Origin of the sequence: Pseudomonas sp. JAI120 (assembly GCF_014207255.1) — a bacterium.
GTDB lineage: Bacteria > Pseudomonadota > Gammaproteobacteria > Pseudomonadales > Pseudomonadaceae > Aquipseudomonas.
The window spans coordinates 486738-507935 of record NZ_JACHCZ010000003.1 but is presented as its reverse complement, the minus strand read 5'-3'; the positions used below and the strand labels follow the sequence as shown (position 1 = coordinate 507935).

The following is a 21198-nucleotide window of genomic DNA, read 5'->3' as shown; positions in this document are numbered from 1 at the left end:
CGATGCATCCCAATGATGACGACCGCACCCAGTTCATGCCGCGCCCGGGTGGCCGTGCGCCGGAACCCGCGCGTGCCGAACCGGCCCCGCTGTCGATGCCGGCCGCACCGATCCTCACCGGCAAAAGCCAGGGCCTGAACCCGCTGGAAAGTGCCGCCGGCCCGCTGCTGGCGCTGCTGACGCGCCTGCGCAACACCATCGCGCATCCGGCGCCGGCCAGCTTGCGCGCGCAGTTGCTGGCCTACCTGCGCCAGTTCGAAGAGCGCGCCGAAGCCGCTGGCGTGGCACGCAACGAAGTGCTGCTGGCGCGTTACGCACTGTGCACCGCCCTCGATGAGGCGGTGTTGAGCACGCCGTGGGGCAGCACCAGCGATTGGGGCAAACAGAGCCTGTTGATCACCGTGCACAACGAAGCCTGGGGGGGCGAAAAAGTCTTCCAGTTGCTCGACCACTGCCTGCAAAGTCCACGGGAGCGCCTGTACCTGCTGGAGCTGTTGTACCTGTGCATGTGCCTGGGTTTCGAAGGCCGTTACCGCGTGATGAACGACGGTCGCAGCCAGTTGGAAGCCTTGCGTGAGCGCACGGCGGCGGCGATTCGCAGCGCGCGCGGTGACCACGAGCGCGAGCTGTCGCCGCATTGGCGCGGCGTCACCGTGGCGCGTGATCGGCTGGCGCAGTTCATGCCGCCGTGGATCGCCGTGGCGATTGGCCTGGCGTTGTTGCTGGCCTTGCTGTTCACCTTGCGCATGCTGCTCGCGGCGCAGGCGGAGCCGGTGTTCAAAAATATCCATGCACTGGGTGAGATCCCGGTGCAGGCCATCGACCGTCCCGTGGCGCAGCCCAAAGTGATTGAGCGTCCGCGCCTGGCCGGCTTCCTGGCGGAAGACATCAAGGCCGGTCGCGTCGCGGTGGAAGACCAGGTCGACCGTTCTGTCGTCACCATTCGAGGCGATGAGCTGTTTGCATCCGCCAGCTCAAGCATCGTCGATGACTACCAGCCGCTGATGCTGCGCATCGCCGACGCCATCCGCAAGGTCAAGGGCCAGGTGCGGGTCACCGGGCACAGCGACAACCGCCCGATTGCCACGCTGCGTTTCCCATCCAATTGGGCCCTGTCCGAAGCGCGGGCCAAGTCGGTATTGGAGATCCTCGCGGCCAAGACCGGCCAGGCCGATCGCTTCAGTGCCGAAGGCAGGAGCGACACCGAGCCGTTGGCGACCAACGCGACTGCCGAAGGCCGTGCCCGCAATCGTCGGGTTGAAATCACCGTATTGGCGGAGGGCGTCGAGTGAAGGCGTTTTTCAGTTTCATGATTCGCTGGGTGATCCCCGTGCTGGGCCTGATCGCCCTGAGCCTGATCATCTGGTTTGTGGGGCCGTTGCTCGATGTGCTGGTGCCGGAAGGCCGGCGCTGGGCGCTGATCATCCTGGTGTTCGCGGTGTGGATCGCCTACCGCGTGTTCCGCATCATCCAGGCGCGGCGCCAAGCCGCCGAAGTGATGCGCAGCCTGGCTGCCGAAACCCCGGCCGACCCCAACAGCGTGGCCACCGCCGAAGAGCTCACCACCCTGCGCCAGCGCATGGACGAAGCCCTGGCGCTGCTGAAAAAGGCCAAGCTTGGTGGCGACGAACGCCGCAACCTCTACGAGCTGCCGTGGTACGTGATCATCGGCCCGCCGGGTTCGGGCAAGACCACGGCGCTGGTCAACTCCGGGCTGCACTTTCCGTTGGCGGCCCAGTTGGGCGCCGGGGCGGTGCGCGGCGTCGGCGGTACGCGTAACTGCGACTGGTGGTTTACCGATCAGGCGGTATTGCTCGACACCGCCGGCCGCTATACCACCCAGGACAGCAACTCCACGGTGGATAAGGCCGCGTGGCTGGGCTTTCTCGACCTGCTGAAAAAGCAGCGTTCGCGCCGCCCGATCGATGGCGCCTTTATCGCCATCAGCCTGTCGGATCTGCTGCTGGGCACCGATGCCGAACGCGCGGCCCATGCGGCGGCGATCCGCCTGCGTATCCAGGAGCTGTACACCCAATTGGGCGTGCGTTTCCCGATCTACCTGATGCTGACCAAGCTCGACCTGGTGCCGGGCTTCATGGAGTTCTTCGACAACCTGAGCAAGGAAGAGCGCGCCCAGGTGTGGGGCATGACCTTTGCCCTCGATGACGGCAAGAACAGCGACAGCCCGCTGGCGCACCTGCAAAGCGAATTCGCCGGTCTGGAGCAGCGCCTCAACGAACGTCTGGTGGAGCGCCTGCAACAGGAGCGCGACCCGGCGCGGCGCGACCTGATCTACGGCTTCCCGCAGCAGTTCGGCGCATTGAAGGACTGCCTGCAAAGCTTCCTCGAAGGCGTGTTCAAACCCAATGCCTTTGAAGAGCGCGTGTTGCTGCGCGGCGTGTACTTCACCAGCGGCACCCAGGAAGGCAGCCCGATTGACCGCCTGATCGGCGCCATGGCCCAGAGCATGAACCTGGACCGCCAGCACCTGGCGCGTCAAAGCGGCACCGGGCGCAGTTATTTCATCGAAAAACTCTTCACCGCCGTGGCCTTTGCCGAGCGTGGACTGGTGGGTGTGAACCCGAAAGTCGAACGCCGGCGCAAGTGGATTGCACGCGGTGTACTCGCAGCCACCGTGGCCTTGGTGATCGTGGTCAGCAGCCTGTGGTGGGTGAGCTATCGCGCCAACCAGGCGTATATCGCCCAGGTCGACCAGAAGGTCGCCCCGCTGGGCCAGACCGTACAGAACCTGAGCCCGGCGCAGCGTGAAGTGCTCGCGGTGCTGCCGCTGCTCAATGCGGTGAAGCACCTGGCGGGTGATTCGCCGAGCTGGTCCGAAGGCCTGGGGCTGTATCAGGGCGATATGCTCGAAGCCGAGTCCGCCAGTGTCTATCGCAAACTGTTGATCGCCGTGTTTGCGCCGCGCCTGGTGACGCGCATCGAGGAGCAACTGCACGGCGGCGGCAACTCCGACTTCCTCTACGAAGGCCTCAAGGCCTACCTGATGCTCGCCGACAGCGAGCATTACGACCCGGACTTCATCAAGGCCTGGATCGCCCTCGACTGGGACCGCAACCTGCCGCGCGACCTGCCGGCCGATCAGCGCCAGGCGTTGACCGGGCACTTGCAGGCGTTGTTTGAACGCCATCCGCCAAGTGCGCGCCTTGACCCACGTCTGATCGACGATCTGCGTCGCCAGTTGCAACAACTGCCGGTGGCCCAGCGCGTCTACGACCGGGTCAAACGCCAGAAACTGCCTGAAGGCATCCCGGACTTCCGTATCAACGAAGCCGCTGGCCGTGATGCCGCGCTGGTGTTCAGCCGTAAAAGCGGCAAGCCGTTGGGCGAGCCGTTGAGTGGCTTTTTCACCGCCAAGGGCTATCGCCAGGCGTTTTTGCTGAGCAGCCTGAACCAGACCGGCACCCTGGCTGAAGAACAGTGGGTGTTGGGCCGCGAGCAGGCCGATCAGCAGAACGTGGTCAGCCTCGCCGCCGATGTGCGCCGCCTGTACTTCCAGGACTACCAGCGCCAGTGGGATGCGTTGCTCGCCGACATCGACTTTGTGCCGATCACCAGCGTGGCCCAGGCGGCCGATGTGCTGCGGGTGATTTCCGGCCCGAGCTCGCCACTGAAAAAACTGCTGGTGGCTGTGGCCAAGGAAACCGATCTGCAAGCTGAGGAACGCCAATTGGCCGCCAAAGGCGTGCCGGTGGAAGGCGGCGTCGACAAGCTCAAGGAGCGCCTCGGCAACCTGCTCGGCCAGGAGCAACCCACGGCCAATGCGCCGGCGGCAGCGGATGATCCGGTGACCGCGCACTTTGCCGAACTCAACAGCATCGTCAGCAAGAACGAAGGCGAACCGGCAGCCATCGACGGCCTGTTGTCGGACATGAACGCGCTGTATGTGCAGGTCAGCGCCATGGTCGGGGCCAGCGGCGATGCCTTGCTTGGCGAGGCCAAGAACCAGGCGGCGGCTGCGGCCACACGGGTCAGCCTGAACGCTGAGCGCCAACCGCCGCTGGTGCAGGGCATGGTCAAGTCGGTGGTCAACTCCACCACCAACAGCATGATGGGCGGAGTGCGTAACCAGCTGAACGCGGCATGGGTCAGCGAAGTGGTCAATGTGTACCGCCAGTCCCTGGCCGGCCGTTACCCGATGTCGCCGGGCAGCGCGCGGGATGCGACCCTGGATGACTTCGGCCAGTTCTTCGGCGTGGGCGGGGTGATGGACAACTACTTCCGCAAATACCTGCAGCCGTACGTGGACACCTCGGTACAGACCTGGCGCTGGCAGCCGGGCGCGGCGCAGAAGCTCGGGATTGCGCCGGGCGTGCTGCAAACCTTCCAACGTGCCGCAACGATCCGCGATGCGTTTTTCCGCTCCGGGGGCACCCAACCGATCGTGCGTTTCGAACTCAAGCCGGTGTCGATGGACCCGACCATCACCCAGTTCCTGCTCGACCTCGACGGCCAGCAATTGAGCTACGACCATGGCCCAAGCCGCCCGGTGGCGATGCAATGGCCGAACCCCGGCAGCATTGGCGTGGTGCGTATCTCGATCATGCCGCCGTCGGCCAGTGGCCGCTCGGGCGTGACGCTCGACGGGCCGTGGGCCTGGTTCCGCTTGCTGGAACAGTCGGACCTCACCGCCGGTAACTCGCCGGATCGCTTCAACCTGCGCCTGCGGGTCGACGGTGCAAGCATCGCCTACGAGTTGCGCGCCAACAGCGCCTTCAACCCGTTCAAGAGCCGCGTGCTCAGTGGCTTCAGCCTGCCGGAGCGGCTATGACGACGCTGGGCTTCTACGGCAAGTTGGCCAGCCGCGGTGACTTCGTCAGCCGCGCTTTGCCCCAGAGCTTTATCGGCCCGTGGGACAGCTGGCTGGCGGCGGGGTTGCTCGCCAGCCAGAACAGCCTCGGCGCCGGCTGGCTCAATGCGTACCTGGTCAGCCCTCTGTGGCGCTTTGTGCTGGCGCCCGGCGTGTGTGGGCCGGACGCGGCGGCGGGCGTGGTGATGCCGAGCATTGACCGGGTCGGGCGCTATTTCCCGCTGGCGGTGGTCACCTTGCTTGATCACGACATCAACCCTGCGTCCCTGGTGGGCGGGCCGGACAGTTGGTTCGAGCAGGCTGAAGAGCTGCTGCTCAGCACCCTGGATGCCGGCGCCACATTCGAACGCTTCAACGCTGGCCTCGACGACCTGGGCTTGCCGGCGACAGAGCCGCGCGCGGTCGACAGCCGTTTCGCCGGCCTGCAACGTGTGGCGGCCAGCGTGCCGCACCAGCGCATGACCGCGCTCGCCGAACAGGCCTGCGACGGTGCGAGCCTCTGGTGGGGACGTGGTTCACAGACGATTTCCCCTGGTTTATTGCGGTGTCAGGGCCTGCCTGCCGCCGGCGATTTTGCGCAGTTTTTGCTCGGACAAGAAGGTGTGGTGTAGATGGGGTCGACGTACAAATCCGCGAGCAAAAGCCATGTGGGCATGGTCCGGCAGGTCAACGAAGACGCGTGCCTGGACCTGCCGGAAAATCGCCTGTGGGTGGTGGCCGACGGCATGGGCGGGCATGCGGCGGGGGATTATGTCAGTAGCCTGATCGTCGACAGCCTGCGCAGTGTGCCGATGGGGCGCTCCCTCGATGAGTACTCGGCGGCCTTGCGCAATGACCTGATCCGCATCAACGCCGCCGTGCGTGAAGAAACCGCCAACCGTGGCGTGACCATGATGGGCAGCACGGTGGTGGTGCTCGCTGCACGCGGTTTGCGCGGTGTGTGCCTGTGGGCCGGCGACAGCCGCCTGTACCGCCTGCGCGACGGCGTGCTCGAAGGCATCTCGCGCGACCACAGCTACGTGCAGGACCTGCAAGACAGCGGCCTGCTCAGCGAAGCCGATGCCCGCGTGCACCCGCGCGCCAATATCGTCACCCGCGCCATCGGCGTGGAAGCCCAACTGGAGCTGGCGGTGGTCGACCTGCTGATCGCTCCCGGCGACAGCTACCTGCTGTGCAGCGATGGCCTGAACAAAACCGTTGAAGACCGTGAAATCCGCGAAGTGCTCAGCCACGACGCGCCGGACGAAATCGTGCGCAGCCTGGTGCACCTGGGGCTCAACCGCGGCGCGCCGGACAACATCACCGCCATCGTCGTGAAGGTATCGGCATGAACATTGTGATTCCGGGCTACGACATCGAAGGCGAGATCGGCGAAGGCGCCATGGCCAGCGTGTACCTGGCGACCCAGCGCTCCCTGGAGCGCAAGGTGGCGTTGAAGGTGATGGCGGCGGCGCTGGCGGCCGACCCGAGTTTCTGCGAGCGTTTCCTGCGCGAGGGCAAGACCCTGGCGCGGCTGTCCCACCCGCACACGGTGACCATCCATGACATCGGCAATGTCGGTGAGCTGTATTACATGGCCATGGAATACCTGCCCAACGGCACGCTCAAGGAGCGCATCGCTGCCGGCCTGACGCCGGAGCAGGGCATTACGTTGATCCGCCAGATCGCCTCGGCCTTGGGTTACGCCCATGCCCAGGGGCTGGTGCACCGCGACGTCAAGCCGGCAAACATCCTGTTCCGCGCCGATGGCACGGCGGTGCTCTCGGACTTCGGTATTGCCAAGTCCCTGGACGACCGCACCCAGTTCACCCAGGCCGGTTTTGCCGTGGGCACGCCGAGCTACATGAGCCCGGAGCAGGCGCGGGGCCAGGAGATCGATGGCCGTGCCGACCTCTACGCGCTGGGCGTGGTGCTGTATGAAATCCTCGTCGGCAAGCTGCCGTACAACGGCAACGATGCGCTGTCCACGGCGCTGGCGCACCTGACCGAACCCTTGCCGGAATTGCCGGTGCACCACGGCCGTTATCAGGGCGTGCTGCGCAAGCTGTTGGCCAAGGACCCGGCGGAGCGTTTCCCGGATGCGGCGGCGCTGCTGCAGGCGCTGGACAATCTGCCGACGGACTCGCCGGAGGCCACGCTGGTGCGGCCGTTGCCGATTCCGCTGAGTTTTGACCTGGCGGGCATGACGCCGGTCACGATCGACATCCCGACCGATAAACCCCAGCCGCAACCGGTGCGCCAGCCGGTGGTGACGCCGACCCAGCATAACGCCGTGTCCGAGCAGCGGCGTGGACCGGTGTTGGCACTGGCCGCCGTGGCGGTGGCCGTCGCATTGGCCATTGGTGGTGGCAGCTACTGGTGGTTGAGCGGCAGTGATGAGCCGGCCAAGCCACCTGCGGCGGCAGCCGAAGTGCCCCAGGCAACGCCACCCGTGGCGGTGGCCGAAGTGGACGGCGGCCAACGTCCGTTGTTGATGGCCGGTAAAAAGACCCTGTTCCAGCGCGTCCTCAGCAAGCCCGGCGCCAAACTGTCGAATGACGCCGGCAGCGCGCCGGGCAAGGCCCTGCCGGCGTTTTCGGTGCTTTATGTGTACCAGCGCAAAGACGTCGACGGCAGCCCGTGGGTGCGCGTCGGTGCCGCCACCGATGGCCGCAGCGATGGCTGGTTGCCGGCCGCCCAGGTCAGCGATTGGAAGCAAAGCCTCGTGCTTAAATTCACCGAGCGCTCTGGCCGGGCGCCGGTGATGTTCCTGCGTCAATCCGCTGAAGTGGAAAAACTGCTGGCCGACCCTGCCGCCGCCAAAGGCGTGTTGGCCAAGGCGCAGAAGAACCGCGAAGACAACGGCCAGGTCCTGGCCCTGGAGCCGTCCGCCAGCGCGGTGCCGCAGAACCAGTTCTACCTGCTGCCGATTTTCGACGCCAAGGAGAGCTTCGACGAGAACGGCCAGCCGGTGCAGTTGCTTAACATCGCCTCCATCGACCCAGGCAGCAGCGCGGCGGCCAAGCCCGCGACGCCGGTGATCAACGCCAATGCTGATGCCTTCCGCACGGCGGTGGTGCTGGTAGTGGACACCACGGTCTCCATGCAGCCCTACATCGACCAGATCCGCGACGTCGTGCACGAGCTGCAAACCCGCATCGCCGAGCGTGGCGAGCTGGACAGTGTCAGCTTCGGCATGGTCGGTTTCCGTAGCAGCATCAAGAAAACCCCGGGCCTGGAATACGTGGCCAAGACCCTGATCAGCCTCGACCAGGGCCGCGACCCGCAACGCTTCCTCGACATGGCGCGCCAGGTCAAGGCGTCTACCGTGTCCAGCCACTCCTTCAACGAGGACGCGTTTGCCGGCGTGATGCAGGCCGTGGACGGCATGGACTGGTCCGGCTATGGCGGGCGTATCATCCTGCTGGTCACCGATGCCGGTGCCTTGCGCAAGAACGACCCGTTTGCCGCCACCCAGATGAACGAAGCCGAAGTGCGCCAGGCCGCGCTGGGCAAGCAGATCAAGATCTACGCGCTGCACCTGCGCACCGACGCCGGCAAGAAAACCCACGCCGGCGCCGAGAGCCAGTACCGCATCCTTACGGCCGACGCCAACCCGCAGATCGGCGACCTGTACACAGCGGTTCCGGGTGGCGACGTACGCAAGCTGGGCGAACGCGTCGACGAGATCGGCAGCGTGTTCGCCAACCTCGTGCATCAGGTGCGCAGCAACACCCCGCAACCGGTGCCGCTGCTGAGTGCCGCGCCGAGCCTGGCGGACAAATCCGCAGCGGTCGGCTATGCGATGCATATGGATTTCCTCGGTCGCAAGAGCGCCAGCCAGGCGCCGCAGCTGGTCAGCGCCTGGACCGCCGACCGCGACCTGACCAACCCCGCGCTGCCGGCGTTCCAGGTGTGCGTGATGCTGACCAAATTGCAGCTCAACGACCTTCAACAGTCGTTGAAACTGATCGTCGATGCGGCGCGCAAGACCCAGACCTCGCCCAAGGATTTCTTCCAGGAAATCGCCAGCGCCTCGGCCTATATGAGCCGCGATCCGCAGGCCCTGCGCAAGGGTGGCAACCTGGCCGACGGCGGTCTTCTTGGCGAATACCTGGAAGGCCTGCCGTACCGCAGCAAGTCGCTGAACATGACCCAGGATCTGTGGTTGTCGTTGAGCGTGGCCGAGCAGGAAGACTTTATCGACGAGTTGGATTCGAAAATCCGCCTCTACGAAACCTTTCACAATGACGTGGCCAACTGGGTCCGTTTCGGCGATGCCGAGCCGGGCGATGCGTTGTACCGCGTGCCCTTGTCGACACTGCCGTAATGCTGAACCTGAGCGCGGTGCATAAGAGCCGGGGGATCGGGAGCCAGCGTTACAGCCTGGTGATCCCGGCGCTGCACCTGCGTGCCGGGGAACAGTTGGCGATTGTCGGGCCGAGTGGGTGCGGCAAGAGCACCTTGCTGGACCTGTTGGCGCTGGTACTGGCGCCGGATCAGGTGGGCCGGTTCGACTTCAATCAGCAGGACATTGGCGGGCTGTGGCGCGCCGATCAGCAATCCACCCTGGCCGCGCTGCGCAGCCAGCACTTGGGCTATGTGCTGCAAACCGGCGGGCTGCTGGGTTTTCTGGATGTGCGCAGCAATATCGCGCTGTCCCGGCAACTGCTGGGCTTGAAAGACGATGGCAGCGTGACGCGCCTGGCTGAACAGCTGGAGATCAGCGACCAGTTGGCCAAGAAGCCGGCCGCGTTGTCGGTGGGCCAGCGCCAACGGGTGAGCTGCGCCCGCGCCCTGGCCCATGCACCGCAATTGGTGCTGGCCGATGAGCCGACGGCGTCGCTTGACCCGCTGAATGCCGAGCGCGTGATGCAGGCCCTGCTGGCCCAGGCCCGCGAGCACCGCGCCGCCTGTGTGATCGCCACCCATGACGAACCCCTGGCCCGTGCCAGTGGCTTGCAGGTGCGGCGCATCAGTTGTCGGCGCGACACCGACGGCGGCGTCACCGCGACCCTCGGGGAGGCGTGCTGATGCGCATCCCCCTGGTGGCGTCCCTGGCCTGGCAGGATTACCGCAACGATGCCTGGCTGTCGGCCTGTTCGGTGTTGGCGCTGGTGGCGGTGATCGCGCCGTTGCTGGTGTTATTCGGCCTGAAATTTGGACTGGTTAGCAGTTTGACCGAACGTTTGGAGACCGATCCGGCCACCCGTGAAATTATTCCGTTGGGCGGTGGTCGATTCAGCAGCGCATTTGTCGAACAGCTCGGCCAACGCAGCGATGTGGCGTTCGCCTTACCGCGCACGCGGCAGATTGCGGCGACGGTGCAGGTGGGCACGCTGACCCTGGAAATGCTGCCGACGGCGGCGCGTGATCCGTTGCTGAACGGCCTGCCGATGCCCAAGGGCCTGGACCAGATTGTGCTGAGCCATACCGCTGCCGAGAAGCTTGCGGCGCGGCCTGGGGATTGGCTGGAGACCAGCTTTGCGCGGCAGGTGGCCGGGCACGTGGAAGCCCAGCGCACGCGCTTGCAGGTACTGGCGGTGCTGCCGCTGGAAGCCTTCGCTCGGGACGGATTGTTTGCCGATTTGAGATTGCTGGAAGCGGCGGAAGATTACCGCGATGGCCGCGCGGTGCCAGCGTTGGGTTGGGCGGGTGATGAGGTCGCGGTGAGCGAACAGCGGGTGTATCCGGCGTTTCGCTTGTATGCGCGCAGCCTCACCGATGTGGAGCCGTTGCGGGTGTTTTTCGCCGGGCAGAATCTGTTGGTATCGACCCAGGCACAGACCATCGCGCAGGTGCAGTCGCTGAGCCGCAACCTGTCGATCGTCTTCTGGATCATCGCCGGGCTGGCCTTGGCGGGCGCGTTTGCGGCGATCTTCGCCGGGGCATTGGCGGCTGTGGCACGCAAGCGTCGAGAGTTGTCGGTGTTGCGCCTGTTGGGGTTTTCCACCGGCGCGCTGTTGCTGTTTGTGATGCTGCAAGCGCTGTACAGCGCAGGGTTTGCCGCCTTGCTCAGTGCCGGGCTGTATGGCCTGGCCGAAACAGCTGTGAATAAACTATTTGTGCAGGTGCCGGGCGAATACGCCAGCCACCTGTTGGCGCGTCACTATGGCCTGGCCCTGGTTGCAGTCCTTGGCGTCAGCGCCGTGGCGGCAGCCTGTGGTGGTTGGCGAGTGGCGCGTATCCAGGCTTCTGAAGGAATCAGAGATGTATAAGTTACTGGGCGCCGTTGTGGCGCTGAGCCTGGCCTCGATGGCCTGGGCCGATGAGGCAAGCGACAAGCTCGACAACCCCAAGCCGTTGCCCGATGACGTCAGCCTGCCGCTGCCGTGCGAAGGCAATATGGTGTTCCGCTACGCCTACGTGCTGGCCCAAGGGACGTTGGATGACCGCGAGATCAGCCTCGGCTACCCCTTCGCCGAAGGCGAGGCGGGTTATCAGCAGTCGTTCATTTCCGGCTATCGCCGCGACTTTATCAACGGCCAGTTCACCCTCAAGGACTTGCCGAAAGACTGGAACAAAGTCATCGCGCCCCTGATGCCGAAGACCGACGCCAAGACCCCGCTCAAGCCCATGCTGTACTTCATCGGCAAGTACGAAGTGACCGCACGCCAGTACGCCCAGGTGATGGCCCAGGCGCAATCGCTGGCCAGTGGCGAGCCGGCGCCTGTGTGCGATGCACCCACCGGCATGGCCGGGCGTTTGCCCAAGGTGAAGCTGTCGCGCTTTGAAGCTGAGCGCTTCTCGGCGGTGTACAGCGCCTGGCTGATGAAATACCACCGCGACTTGCTGCCGGTGAGCGGGCGCGGTTCGTCGGCAGAAGATGGCGGCCTGGGCTTTGTACGCCTGCCCACCGAAGTGGAATGGGAGTTCGCCGCGCGTGGAGGCCAGGCGGTGAGCCGTCAGGACCTCGAAGGGCGCCTGTTTCCACGCCGTGTCGAAGGCAGCGACAGCGACGGCCCGCTGGCTGATTACGCGGTGTTCAACCAAGTCGCAGGCGGCACCGGCCAGGCCGCGCGCCTGATGCCCATCGGCACCAAATTGCCCAATCCGATCGGCATGTTCGACGTGATTGGCAACGCCGCGGAAATGGTCCAGGAATCCTTCCAGCTGGTGCACGCCGGTCGTCGCCAGGGCACTTACGGCGGCTTTGTGGTCAAGGGCGGCAACTACCTGGAAGGCGAGGGCACATTGTTTACCGGCATGCGCCGCGAATACCCGCTGTTCGCCGCCGACGGCACCGAACAAAGCAATGAGACCACCGGATTCCGCGTGGCGATTGGTGCCTTGTCAGCACCGCGCTCGCGTTACAAGGAGCTGTTTGCGCAATGGCAGAAAGAGGGCCGCCTGGCCTCGCTGACCGATGCCATTGACGACGCCCAGGACCCGACCAAGCGCCTGGACAGCATCATCGCCGCCAGTGTCGACCCCAAGCTGCAAGCCGAGTTGGGTCTGGTCAATGAAGAACTCAAGCGCAATGTCTCGCTGATCGCCCAGCAACGCGAAGAGGCGGCGGGCAACCTGATTCAGTCGGCCGCGTTGGTGGCCGAGACCATTGGCAACTACAACATCCGCCTGGCCAACCTGCAGAAGAGTCGCCAGCAGGCCCTGGACAATAAGGACGAGGCCAGCGCGGCGCTGTTTGCCACGGCCATCGACAACGGGCGCAGCGCTCTCGATGGCGCGGTGGCGATCTATATCGACAACCTGGCCACCGGCACGCGCTACACCGATGCGGTGATCCAGGCGCAGTTTCAACGGATCAAGGAAGAGTTGGATCGCAAGCCAGTGCTCGGCAAAAGCCTGGTGACGCGCGCAACACTGTTCGTTCGCCATGTCGGCAACTACCGCAAACAACAGCGGGCCGACCCGGCGACGATCTTGAAGGAATTGCTCGCAGCGAGCGGTCAGCGCTGATCGCTGGCTGTATGGCGAGCTTGGAAGGGACTCAGGCGGCAGTGGCCGTGCTGGGCAAGTCAAACTTAGAAGAGAACACAACCTATGCTTTTTTCCCGTAAGGCGGTTTCCAAGCGTCATCTTTTGCTGATTGCCGCTGGCTTCAGCACCGTGTTGACAGGCTGCGCCACGTCGCCGGCCTCCAAGGTCGCGTCCAGCACCAAGGTCGAGTACTACCCCAACTGCTACGAGCCGGTGCAGCACTTGCGCGCCACCGACTCGAACATGACCAAGTCGGTGGTCACCGGTGCAGCCATCGGCGCGGCCGGCGGTGCATTGCTGGGCGCCCTGACCGGCGACAAGGAAAAACGCGGCCGTAACGCCGCCATCGGCGCAGCGGGCGGTGCCCTGGCCGGCGGCGCAGCGGGTTACTACACCGAGCGTCAGAAGCAGATCGCCGATGACAACCAGCGCATCGCCTCGTATGCGGCTGACGTGAACAAAAGCGCTTCCGACATCGACCGCAGCACCGCGTACGCCAAGGCGTCCCAGCAGTGCTACCAGAGCGCATTCACCAAGTTGGTGAGTGATCGCAAAGCCAAGACCGTCAACGACACCGAAGGCCGCAAGCGCCTGGCGGAAATCGTCTCGGGCCTGAAGGAATCCAATGACCTGATCGTTGCGGTCAACGGCAAAGCCGCCGAAGACCTGAACAACTACACCCAGGCCTACGAGAAAGACCTGCAGCAGGTTGGCGTGCAGCGTAACGACGTGGTCACCGTGGCCACCGCCGACACCGCACCCGCTACCCCGCCGGCCAAAGGCAAGAAAGCCGTCAAGCCGGCGAAAAAGAAAGTGCTGCCAGTCGTGCCTCAAGAAGCAGTGACTACCGAAAAGAGCATCCAGACCGTGCAGGCCAAGCAGGCTGAAAGCAAGCAGGTCGCCAGCGCCGGTAAAGCGCAGATCGAAGGCACTTGCCGCGATCCAAACCTGGCCGACTGGGCGCCGGTGCCATGCCCTAACGTTTAAGTAACATGCTGCTATAAGCGTCAAACGCCAGCCGATCTTCCGCTAATGCGCAAGATCGGTAGCGTTCTTTTTGCAATTCGTTAAACTGCTGCGGCCACTCAATAATTACACCGAGGCCGTGTGCATGAAATTTCGTCTTCTCCTGTGGGTGCTGGGCCTGATGATGGGCAAAGCCAGCCGCACCAATCCTGCCTTCCAGCAACAGTTGGGTGACAAAGACCTGGCGTTCCAGTTGCAGACCCTCGACGGCAAGGTTGCCCGTCACTTCATCGTCAAAGACCAACGCATCACCAGCCGCTCGGGTGTCCACCCGACGCCGGCGTTTGCCATCGCGTTCAAGGATGCCGCCTACGGCTTCGCCACGATGCAGGCGAAGAACAAGCAATTGGCGTTCATGACGGGGATTCAGGACAAGTCGATCCAGATCAAGGGCAACCCGGCGCTGGTGATCTGGTTCCAGGGGTTGACCAAGTATTTGAAACCGAAGAAAAAGAAGTAGGGCTTTCAGGTAGATCGAGTTGGATTCATCGGGGGCAAGCCTCCTCCCACACTTCGAATGCATTCCAAGTGTGGGAGGGGGCTTGCCCCCGATAGCTATCTGATAGGCGCCAGATTCAGCCCTGGCTGAACTGCGAGGCCAATTCGCGCAACAGCACCTCGGCATCCAGCACTTTGGAGACCACTTCCTCTGCCTTGTCACGCGTCAGCCCCAGACGCTCGAGCAGTTCGTCCGGGATGGTCTCATCCGGCCCGGAGCCAATCCCCCGGCTGCGCAACAGGCGCACGGCCAGACACACCAGGTTCGGGTACTCGGCGTATTGCCCATCGTAGGTCGGATCGTGCTGGAAGCGCAGGGCGGTGGACAGTTCGTCCGGCATGTCCCAGTAGCGCATCAGCCAGGCGCCGATCTGCTCGCGGCTGATGCCCAGCAAGTGTTGCTCCACATAGCTGTGGCACAGGTGCGGGTTGACCTCCAGGTGGCGGCAGATCAGCGAGAAGTGCGGCGGGAACACATGGGCCAGCAGCAGGTAGCCGAAGTTGTGCAGCAGGCCGGCGAGGTAGGTCAGGCCGGCTTCCGGGCGCTGGGCGCGGGGCATGGCGCGGGTCAGGCCCTCGATCACGGCGGCGGTGTAGATGGACTGGTGCCAGTACGGCGTGGCCTGGTGCGGGTGGTCCTTGGGCAGGCTCAAGGTCTTGCCCAGGGCCAGGCCCAGTGCGAGGTTGATCACCAGGTCAAAACCCAGCACGCGCACGATGGCGTCTTCCACCGAGCGGATCTTGCCCGGCGATGCGTAATAAGGCGACGCGGCCCAGCTCACCACTTGGGCGGCCAGGGCCGGATCGGTTTCGACCACGCTGGTGATGTCGTCGATGGTGGCATTGGGGTCGACGCGCAGCTTGATGATCTTCTGTGCGGTGTCGGCCAGCGGGGGAATCTCGATGGTCGCTTCCAGGCGTTGCTGGATGCGACGGGCGGTGAACGCCTGCATCGCCTGGGTGATTTCCTCACGGTCATCATTGGGGCGGTCGAGGTTCGGGCGGATATTGCTCAGTGGCTCACCGAACTGGGCGGCGCTGGCCTTGGTGAGCATGGTCTTGAAGGCGTCGCTGGCGATTTCCAGCAGCAGCCCGGCTTCACCCGAATGCACCAGCAGGCTCGGTTCATTGAGCAGGCTGCCTTCGTACAGGCACGGCGAACTGGTGAGTGCCGGCAGCCCCGGCAGCAGGCTCAGGTCGTGCTTGCCCAGCATGCGCGCGACGCGATCCGGCGCCACGGCCGTAAGGCGGCGACCCGTGAGTTCGGTGAGGCGGTTGAGGTCCAGCAGCTGGCTCTGCGGGAACAGCACCATCAGGGCGCCCACCGCGTCTTCCAGCAATACGACCTGGACTTTTTGCGCAGGATTCAGGCCCGGATGTTCGATGACTTCCGTGTAGCTGATGGCGAGTTTTGCGAGCAAAGCCCGAATGACCGGCGGTGCGGTCAGTGGGGCTGTGGCGAGGGCAACTTCTGACATGGCCTGATCCAATTTCCTACATTCACCGAAGTATAACCAGCTTGATACAACTGTAGGTCGGATAAGTGCGCCAAGCGTCACACTTGGCCGTATTGCTGCCCATGACGAAGCCAGCGATCCAGCAGCGGGCTGACGTGATCCGGCCAACGCTCCAGCAGTGCTTGCGCCGCGTCGCGCACGGCGGGCAGCAGGTCGGCGTCGCGCATCAGGTCGGCGACCTTGAATTGCAACAGGCCGGTCTGGCGGGTACCGAGCATTTCACCCGGGCCGCGCAGCTCGAGGTCTTTTTCGGCGATGACAAAACCGTCGTTGGTTTCGCGCATGATCCCCAGGCGCTGGCGGCCGATCTGCGACAGCGGCGGGTGGTAGAGCAGCACGCAGTGGCTGGCGGCGCTGCCCCGGCCGACGCGACCGCGCAGTTGGTGCAATTGCGCCAGGCCCAGGCGCTCGGGGTTTTCGATGATCATCAGGCTGGCGTTGGGCACGTCCACGCCCACTTCAATCACGGTGGTAGCGACCAGCAGTTGCAGGTTGCCGGCCTTGAATTCAGCCATCACCGCCGCCTTTTCCACAGGCTTCATGCGCCCGTGGATCAGCCCGACCTTGAGTTCGCCCAAGGCGCTGGTGAGGTCTTCATAGGTGGTCTCGGCGGCCTGGCAGGTCAGCTCCTCGGACTCTTCGATCAGCGTGCACACCCAGTACGCCTGACGGCCTTCGGCGCAGGCGCCGCGTACCCGTTCGATCACTTCGACCCGGCGCGTATCGGTGACCAGTACGGTGTTGACCGGTGTGCGGCCGGGGGGCAGTTCGTCGAGGATCGAGGTGTCGAGGTCGGCGTAGGCGCTCATGGCCAGGGTGCGCGGGATCGGGGTGGCGGTCATGATCAGCTGATGCGGGTTCATGCGCCCGCCCACGCCTTTCTGGCGCAGGGCCAGGCGCTGCTGCACGCCGAAGCGGTGCTGTTCGTCGATGATCACCAGGGCCAGGTTCTTGAACTGGACTTCGTCCTGGAACAGCGCATGGGTGCCCACCACCATCGGTGCGCCGCCGGCGATCTGCTCCAGCGCCGCTGCACGCGTCTTGCCCTTGAGCTTGCCGGCCAGCCATGCGACTTCCAGGCCCAGGGGCTCGAGCCATCGCTTGAACGTGATGAAGTGCTGCTCGGCGAGGATCTCGGTAGGCGCCATCAGCGCCACCTGGTAACCGGCTTCCAAGGCTTGCAGGGCGGCGAGGGCCGCGACTACGGTTTTGCCCGCGCCTACGTCGCCCTGGATCAGGCGCAGCATCGGCTCGTGCTGGCTGAGGTCGTAGGCGATTTCATTGCCCACGCGTTGCTGGGCGCCCGTCGGCGCAAAGCCGAGGTTGGCCAGGTATTGCGCCGGCAGGCGCGTGGCCTTGGGCATGGCCGGCGCACGCAGGGAGCGCATGCTTTCGCGCAGGCGTTGCTGGGACAGTTGGTGAGTCAGCAGTTCTTCGAACGCCAGGCGGTGCTGGGCCCAGTGATGACCGAGGGCCAGCTCGTCGACATCGGCATCCGCGGGTGGGTGATGCAGGTAGCGGATCGCATCGGCCAGCGGCGCCAGTTGGTAGTCGCGGGCCAGTTCCAGGGGCAGCCAGTCGGGCAGGCTCTGTGGGCCAAGCATGCTCAGGGTCTGCATGCACAACTGGCGCAGGCGCTGTTGGGTCAGGCCTTCGGTGAGCGGGTAGATCGGCGTGAGGGTGGTGTCCACCGGTGGCGGTTCATCGCCGGTAATGGCGCGGTACTCCGGATGGTAGATCTCCAGGCCTGAGGCGCCGGGGCGCGCTTCGCCGTAGCAGCGCACGCGGGTGCCACGCTTGAGGCCTTCCTTCTGCGCATTGCTGAAATGGTAGAAGCGCAGGCTCAGGCCACCGGTGCCGTCCTGCAGGCGCACCACCAGGCTGCGGCGCTTGCCCATCACCACGTCGGCGCCGCTGACGGTGCCTTCGACCACCGCATCCTGCCCCGGACGCAGTTGGCCGATGGGCACCACGCGGGTGCGATCCTGATAACGCAAGGGCAGGTGAAACAGCACGTCCTGGAGGTTTTCCAGACCGACCTTGGCCAGTTTCTCGGCCATGGCTTCACCGACACCCTTGAGTGCCGTCACCGACACCTGCGACAGCTCAGTCATACGTTTACTTAGCTCGCAGCAGGCGGCTTGGCCACCGAACACAGGCGGATCGAGTCGGCGAGGATCTCAATCGCTTTGGGCCGTGGGAAGCTGGCGCGCCAGGCGATCGCCACGGTGCGGAACGGCACCGGTGGCGTGAGTGGACGCACTTCGATCACACCAGGGGCGTAGTGATGGCTGTCCACTGCCGAAAGCGGCAGGATCGAGATGCCCAGGCCAGAGGCGACCATATGGCGAATGGTTTCCAGGGAGCTGGATTCCACGGTGGTGTGTTTGGCGCCGTCGTTGCCTTTGGTCAGGGTCGGGCAGGCTTCCAGCACCTGGTCGCGGAAGCAGTGGCCTTCGCCGAGCAGCAGCAGGCTCTTGTCGTTGAGCAGGCCGGCGTCGATGGTGTCTTTCTGCGTCCACGGGTGGGAGGCGGGCATCAGCACGTAGAACGGCTCGTCGTAGAGCGGCAGCGTCAACACATCCGCTTCGTTGAACGGCAGGGCGATGATGATCGCGTCCAGCTCGCCGTTGCGCAGTTTGTCGCGCAGCACGTGGGTGAAGTTTTCTTCGATATACAACGGCATCTGCGGTGCGACGCGGTGCAGTTGCGGGATCAGGTGCGGGAACAGGTATGGGCCGACGGTATAGATGGCGCCGACTTTCAGCGGCGCGGTCAGCTGGTTCTTGCCCGCCTGGGCCAGTTCACGAATGCTCTGGGCTTGCTCGAGCACCTTCTGGGCCTGGGCAACGATGCCTTCGCCCACCGGGGTAAGGCGCACGGCGCTTTTGCTGCGCTCGAAAATCAGCACACCGAGTTCGTCTTCAAGCTTTTTCACGCCCACCGACAGCGTCGGCTGGCTGACGTGGCAACGCTCGGCTGCGTGGCCAAAGTGTTGCTCTTGGGCGAGTGTAACGATGTAGCGTAATTCTGTGAGAGTCATAGCGGGCGTCCATGAGGTTGCGGGCCAAGCATACCGGCTGCAATCGATAGACGCACGTTATCAGAACTTTGCTGGGGATTGAGGGGGGAATGCGCGGGATTTTGCTGAGAGTGGCGAGGGGTGTCCCTCGTCACCTTCATTTTCAGCGACGACGTTTTTCGATGTTGTACACGAACGGTGCAACGATCTCGATGCTGCCGCCTTTGAGCATATCGGCCGGCGGCTTGGGCAGCGGCTGGGCACGACGGATCATGTCCAGGGTGGCGCGGTCCAGGTCGGCGTTGCCGGAACGGCCCACCAACTCGTAGGACAGCACGTTACCGTCGGCATCCACGACGAACTTCAGGCGGTTCAGGCCTTCCTTGCCACGGGCCTGGGCACCTGGCGGGTACTTCTTGTACTTCTGCAAGTGTGCCAGCAGGGCGCCTTCCCAGGACGCTTTGGCGGCGATCTGCTGCGGCGATGGGCCGGGAGCCGGCTGGGCCGATTTTTCAGCCGGTGCTTTGGTCGGCGGAGCATCGCTCGGCGGTTCCTCGGAGGGTTTCTCCTTGGGCGGCTCGATCTTTTTCTCCACCGGCTTTGGCGGTTGCGGCTTTGGCTTTGGCTTGACCGGTTTGGGCACCTGGATCGTTGGCTTGGGTGCCTCAGCCAGTTTTGGCAGGGGCAGCTCTTCCACCGGTGCAGGCGGCTGCGGTGGCGTTACCACTTTTGGCGGCGCTGGCGGTGGTGGTGCAGGCATCGGCGCGAGGTCGATGACCATGGCTGCCGGCGGCAACTGCACCGTGCGCGGCGCCGACCAGTGGAGCGCGATGGCAATCGCGACGGCATGCACGCCCAGCACGACGGCGAGGCTGGTGCCATAACGCGTCAGTTTGTGGCGCGTCGTGATCATTTCTTGGCTGCCGTCTCAAGTCCGACCAGGCCGACCTTGAGGTAGCCGGCTGCCCGCAGGGCATCCATCACGCTCATCAGGTCACCGTAGTCCACGCCCTTGTCGGCCTGGAAGAAGATCGTCGTGTCCTTCTTGCCTTGGGTCTTGGCATCGAGCACCGGCCCCAGGGTTTCGGCTTTGACTTCTTCTTCGCCCAGGAACAGGCGTTGATCCGCCTTGACGCTGAGGAAGATCGGTTTCTCCGGCCGCGGCGCAGGCTTGGCGCTGGAGGCGGGCAGGTCAACCTTGATATCCACGGTGGCCAACGGTGCGGCCACCATGAAGATGATCAACAGCACCAGCATCACGTCGATAAACGGTGTGACGTTGATTTCGTGGTTCTCGACGAGTTCGTCGTCGCCTTGATTCAAATGCAGGCCCATGGCCGATTACCCCACTTTCACCATGTGCGGTTGCGAGCTGCGCTCGGTAGGCAGGTGATCGAGGTCGCGGCTGACCAGCAGCAGGACTTCTGCCGACGCGTCCGATACCTGGGCCTTGTAGCCGGCAATCGAACGGGCGAAGACGTTGTAGATCACTACCGCAGGAATCGCGGCGACCAGGCCCAGGGCGGTTGCCAGCAGGGCTTCGGCGATGCCGGGGGCAACGACGGCGAGGTTGGTGGTCTGGGTTTTGGCGATGCCGATGAAGCTGTTCATGATGCCCCAGACGGTACCGAACAGGCCGACGAACGGCGCGGTGGAACCAATGGTCGCCAGTACGCCGGTGCCGCTGCTCATGTTACGGCCGCAGGCTGCAACAAGACGCTCCAGGCGGAAAGCCACGCGCTCCTTGATGCCTTCTTTTTCGCGGGCGTTGGCCGACAGGCGCATTTCTTCCAGCGCGTCGTGTACCAGGGTGTTGGCCAGGGTGCCTTTCTTGGTCGCGCTTTCGCTGGCTTCCTTGAGGGTGGTGGCCTTTTTCAGGTGGACGATTTCAGTGCGCAGACGGCGCTTGGCGCCCAGCAGCTCGAAACCCTTGGCGATCCAGATGGTCCAGGTAATGATCGAGGCGATGGCCAGGCCGATCATCACGGCTTTTACCACCACGTCAGCATTCTGGTACATGCCCCATGGCGACAGGTCGTGAGCCATGCCCAGGGTGTTGTCTTCTTCCAGCACTACACCGGTGTCATCGGCCGCGGCAGGAGCGGCAGTGTCAGTAGGGGCTGGGGCTGCGACGGGAGCGGCCGGGGTGGCGGCATTCTGCTCGGTGGCAGCCGGAGTGGCGGGTGCGGTGGCGTCAGCGAATGCGGCGGTCGGTGCCAGCAGTACGCTGAACAGCAGCGCAGCAATCGCACGCCAGGCGCGGGATGGGCTGTGAGGCTTGGTTGGCGAAGCGGGGGTTGTATTACGTGTCATGCTGGCCGGACCTGAGAGAAAAAATGAGTGATCGTCCTTCCAGACCCAAGGGGTCGAGGACAAATGGGCGGTTA

The 21198-nt window shown here is 64.4% G+C and carries 16 protein-coding genes; 10 read left to right on the top strand and 6 right to left on the bottom strand.

The features are described from left to right. Positions 1 to 2: 2 nt before the first annotated feature. The 10 genes from HDC32_RS19880 (at position 3) to HDC32_RS19835 (ending at position 14234) form a co-directional block, all read left to right on the top strand. Positions 3 to 1292, top strand: a complete 1290-nt coding sequence (locus HDC32_RS19880) for a DotU family type VI secretion system protein (protein WP_167655922.1) — start codon at positions 3 to 5, stop codon at positions 1290 to 1292. Continuing rightward, positions 1289 to 4789 (top strand): type VI secretion system membrane subunit TssM, encoded by a 3501-nt coding sequence (tssM, locus tag HDC32_RS19875; protein ID WP_184745211.1) that lies wholly within the window; start codon positions 1289 to 1291, stop codon positions 4787 to 4789. The genes HDC32_RS19880 and tssM overlap by 4 nt, the downstream gene beginning before the upstream one ends. Then, entirely contained in the window at positions 4786 to 5439 is a 654-nt protein-coding gene (gene tagF / locus HDC32_RS19870; protein WP_131697662.1) for a type VI secretion system-associated protein TagF, read from the top strand. Before tssM ends, tagF begins: the two co-directional genes overlap by 4 nt. Further along, the gene (locus HDC32_RS19865; protein ID WP_145337410.1) at positions 5440 to 6159 is read left to right on the top strand and encodes a PP2C family serine/threonine-protein phosphatase; all 720 of its coding nucleotides are present in this window, start codon (positions 5440 to 5442) and stop codon (positions 6157 to 6159) included. It abuts the gene before it with no gap. Further along, positions 6156 to 9137, top strand: a complete 2982-nt coding sequence (locus HDC32_RS19860; RefSeq protein ID WP_184745209.1) for a serine/threonine-protein kinase — start codon at positions 6156 to 6158, stop codon at positions 9135 to 9137. The genes HDC32_RS19865 and HDC32_RS19860 overlap by 4 nt, the downstream gene beginning before the upstream one ends. Next, positions 9137 to 9841 (top strand): ABC transporter ATP-binding protein, encoded by a 705-nt coding sequence (locus HDC32_RS19855; RefSeq protein ID WP_131697659.1) that lies wholly within the window; start codon positions 9137 to 9139, stop codon positions 9839 to 9841. Before HDC32_RS19860 ends, HDC32_RS19855 begins: the two co-directional genes overlap by 1 nt. Then, positions 9841 to 11025, top strand: a complete 1185-nt coding sequence (locus HDC32_RS19850; RefSeq protein ID WP_184745207.1) for an ABC transporter permease — start codon at positions 9841 to 9843, stop codon at positions 11023 to 11025. The genes HDC32_RS19855 and HDC32_RS19850 overlap by 1 nt, the downstream gene beginning before the upstream one ends. Then, complete coding sequence (locus HDC32_RS19845; protein WP_184745205.1) at positions 11018 to 12727, top strand: SUMF1/EgtB/PvdO family nonheme iron enzyme; 1710 nt, start codon at positions 11018 to 11020, stop codon at positions 12725 to 12727. Before HDC32_RS19850 ends, HDC32_RS19845 begins: the two co-directional genes overlap by 8 nt. 84 nt (positions 12728 to 12811) lie before the next feature. Then, entirely contained in the window at positions 12812 to 13735 is a 924-nt protein-coding gene (tagQ, locus tag HDC32_RS19840; RefSeq protein ID WP_131697656.1) for a type VI secretion system-associated lipoprotein TagQ, read from the top strand. 124 nt (positions 13736 to 13859) lie between these two features. Then, positions 13860 to 14234: a hypothetical protein gene (locus HDC32_RS19835; protein WP_058424462.1), complete on the top strand. Its 375-nt coding sequence runs from the start codon at positions 13860 to 13862 to the stop codon at positions 14232 to 14234. 115 nt (positions 14235 to 14349) lie between these two features. Here HDC32_RS19835 and HDC32_RS19830 read toward each other — a convergent pair whose 3' ends face one another. The 6 genes from HDC32_RS19830 to exbB form a co-directional block, all read right to left on the bottom strand. Then, complete coding sequence (locus HDC32_RS19830; protein ID WP_145337413.1) at positions 14350 to 15750, bottom strand: aminoacyl-tRNA deacylase and HDOD domain-containing protein; 1401 nt, start codon at positions 15748 to 15750, stop codon at positions 14350 to 14352. A 77-nt stretch (positions 15751 to 15827) separates the two neighbouring features. Further along, positions 15828 to 17903: an ATP-dependent DNA helicase RecG gene (gene recG, locus HDC32_RS19825; protein ID WP_145337414.1), complete on the bottom strand. Its 2076-nt coding sequence runs from the start codon at positions 17901 to 17903 to the stop codon at positions 15828 to 15830. An 8-nt stretch (positions 17904 to 17911) separates the two neighbouring features. Next, positions 17912 to 18832 carry a hydrogen peroxide-inducible genes activator gene (locus tag HDC32_RS19820; RefSeq protein ID WP_015886540.1) on the bottom strand — a complete coding sequence of 307 codons (921 nt, stop codon included), beginning with the start codon at positions 18830 to 18832 and terminating at the stop codon, positions 17912 to 17914. A gap of 142 nt (positions 18833 to 18974) precedes the next feature. Continuing rightward, entirely contained in the window at positions 18975 to 19724 is a 750-nt protein-coding gene (locus tag HDC32_RS19815; RefSeq protein WP_131697653.1) for an energy transducer TonB, read from the bottom strand. After that, on the bottom strand, positions 19721 to 20146 hold the full coding sequence (gene exbD, locus HDC32_RS19810) for a TonB system transport protein ExbD (protein WP_003195519.1): 426 nt from the start codon (positions 20144 to 20146) through the stop codon (positions 19721 to 19723). The genes HDC32_RS19815 and exbD overlap by 4 nt, the downstream gene beginning before the upstream one ends. Positions 20147 to 20152: 6 nt before the next feature. After that, the gene (gene exbB, locus HDC32_RS19805) at positions 20153 to 21124 is read right to left on the bottom strand and encodes a tonB-system energizer ExbB (protein WP_145337415.1); all 972 of its coding nucleotides are present in this window, start codon (positions 21122 to 21124) and stop codon (positions 20153 to 20155) included. Positions 21125 to 21198: the final 74 nt, after the last annotated feature.

What these genes read in the sequence shown, in the direction of transcription:
- HDC32_RS19880 (WP_167655922.1), top strand. Translation starts at nt 3, where the DNA reads ATGCATCCCAATGATGACGACCGCACCCAGTTCATGCCGCGCCCGGGT.
- tagF (WP_131697662.1), top strand. Translation starts at nt 4,786, where the DNA reads ATGACGACGCTGGGCTTCTACGGCAAGTTGGCCAGCCGCGGTGACTTC.
- HDC32_RS19865 (WP_145337410.1), top strand. Translation starts at nt 5,440, where the DNA reads ATGGGGTCGACGTACAAATCCGCGAGCAAAAGCCATGTGGGCATGGTC.
- HDC32_RS19860 (WP_184745209.1), top strand. Translation starts at nt 6,156, where the DNA reads ATGAACATTGTGATTCCGGGCTACGACATCGAAGGCGAGATCGGCGAA.
- HDC32_RS19855 (WP_131697659.1), top strand. Translation starts at nt 9,137, where the DNA reads ATGCTGAACCTGAGCGCGGTGCATAAGAGCCGGGGGATCGGGAGCCAG.
- HDC32_RS19850 (WP_184745207.1), top strand. Translation starts at nt 9,841, where the DNA reads ATGCGCATCCCCCTGGTGGCGTCCCTGGCCTGGCAGGATTACCGCAAC.
- HDC32_RS19845 (WP_184745205.1), top strand. Translation starts at nt 11,018, where the DNA reads ATGTATAAGTTACTGGGCGCCGTTGTGGCGCTGAGCCTGGCCTCGATG.
- tagQ (WP_131697656.1), top strand. Translation starts at nt 12,812, where the DNA reads ATGCTTTTTTCCCGTAAGGCGGTTTCCAAGCGTCATCTTTTGCTGATT.
- HDC32_RS19835 (WP_058424462.1), top strand. Translation starts at nt 13,860, where the DNA reads ATGAAATTTCGTCTTCTCCTGTGGGTGCTGGGCCTGATGATGGGCAAA.
- HDC32_RS19830 (WP_145337413.1), bottom strand. Translation starts at nt 15,750, where the DNA reads ATGTCAGAAGTTGCCCTCGCCACAGCCCCACTGACCGCACCGCCGGTC.
- recG (WP_145337414.1), bottom strand. Translation starts at nt 17,903, where the DNA reads ATGACTGAGCTGTCGCAGGTGTCGGTGACGGCACTCAAGGGTGTCGGT.
- HDC32_RS19820 (WP_015886540.1), bottom strand. Translation starts at nt 18,832, where the DNA reads ATGACTCTCACAGAATTACGCTACATCGTTACACTCGCCCAAGAGCAA.
- HDC32_RS19815 (WP_131697653.1), bottom strand. Translation starts at nt 19,724, where the DNA reads ATGATCACGACGCGCCACAAACTGACGCGTTATGGCACCAGCCTCGCC.
- exbD (WP_003195519.1), bottom strand. Translation starts at nt 20,146, where the DNA reads ATGGGCCTGCATTTGAATCAAGGCGACGACGAACTCGTCGAGAACCAC.
- exbB (WP_145337415.1), bottom strand. Translation starts at nt 21,124, where the DNA reads ATGACACGTAATACAACCCCCGCTTCGCCAACCAAGCCTCACAGCCCA.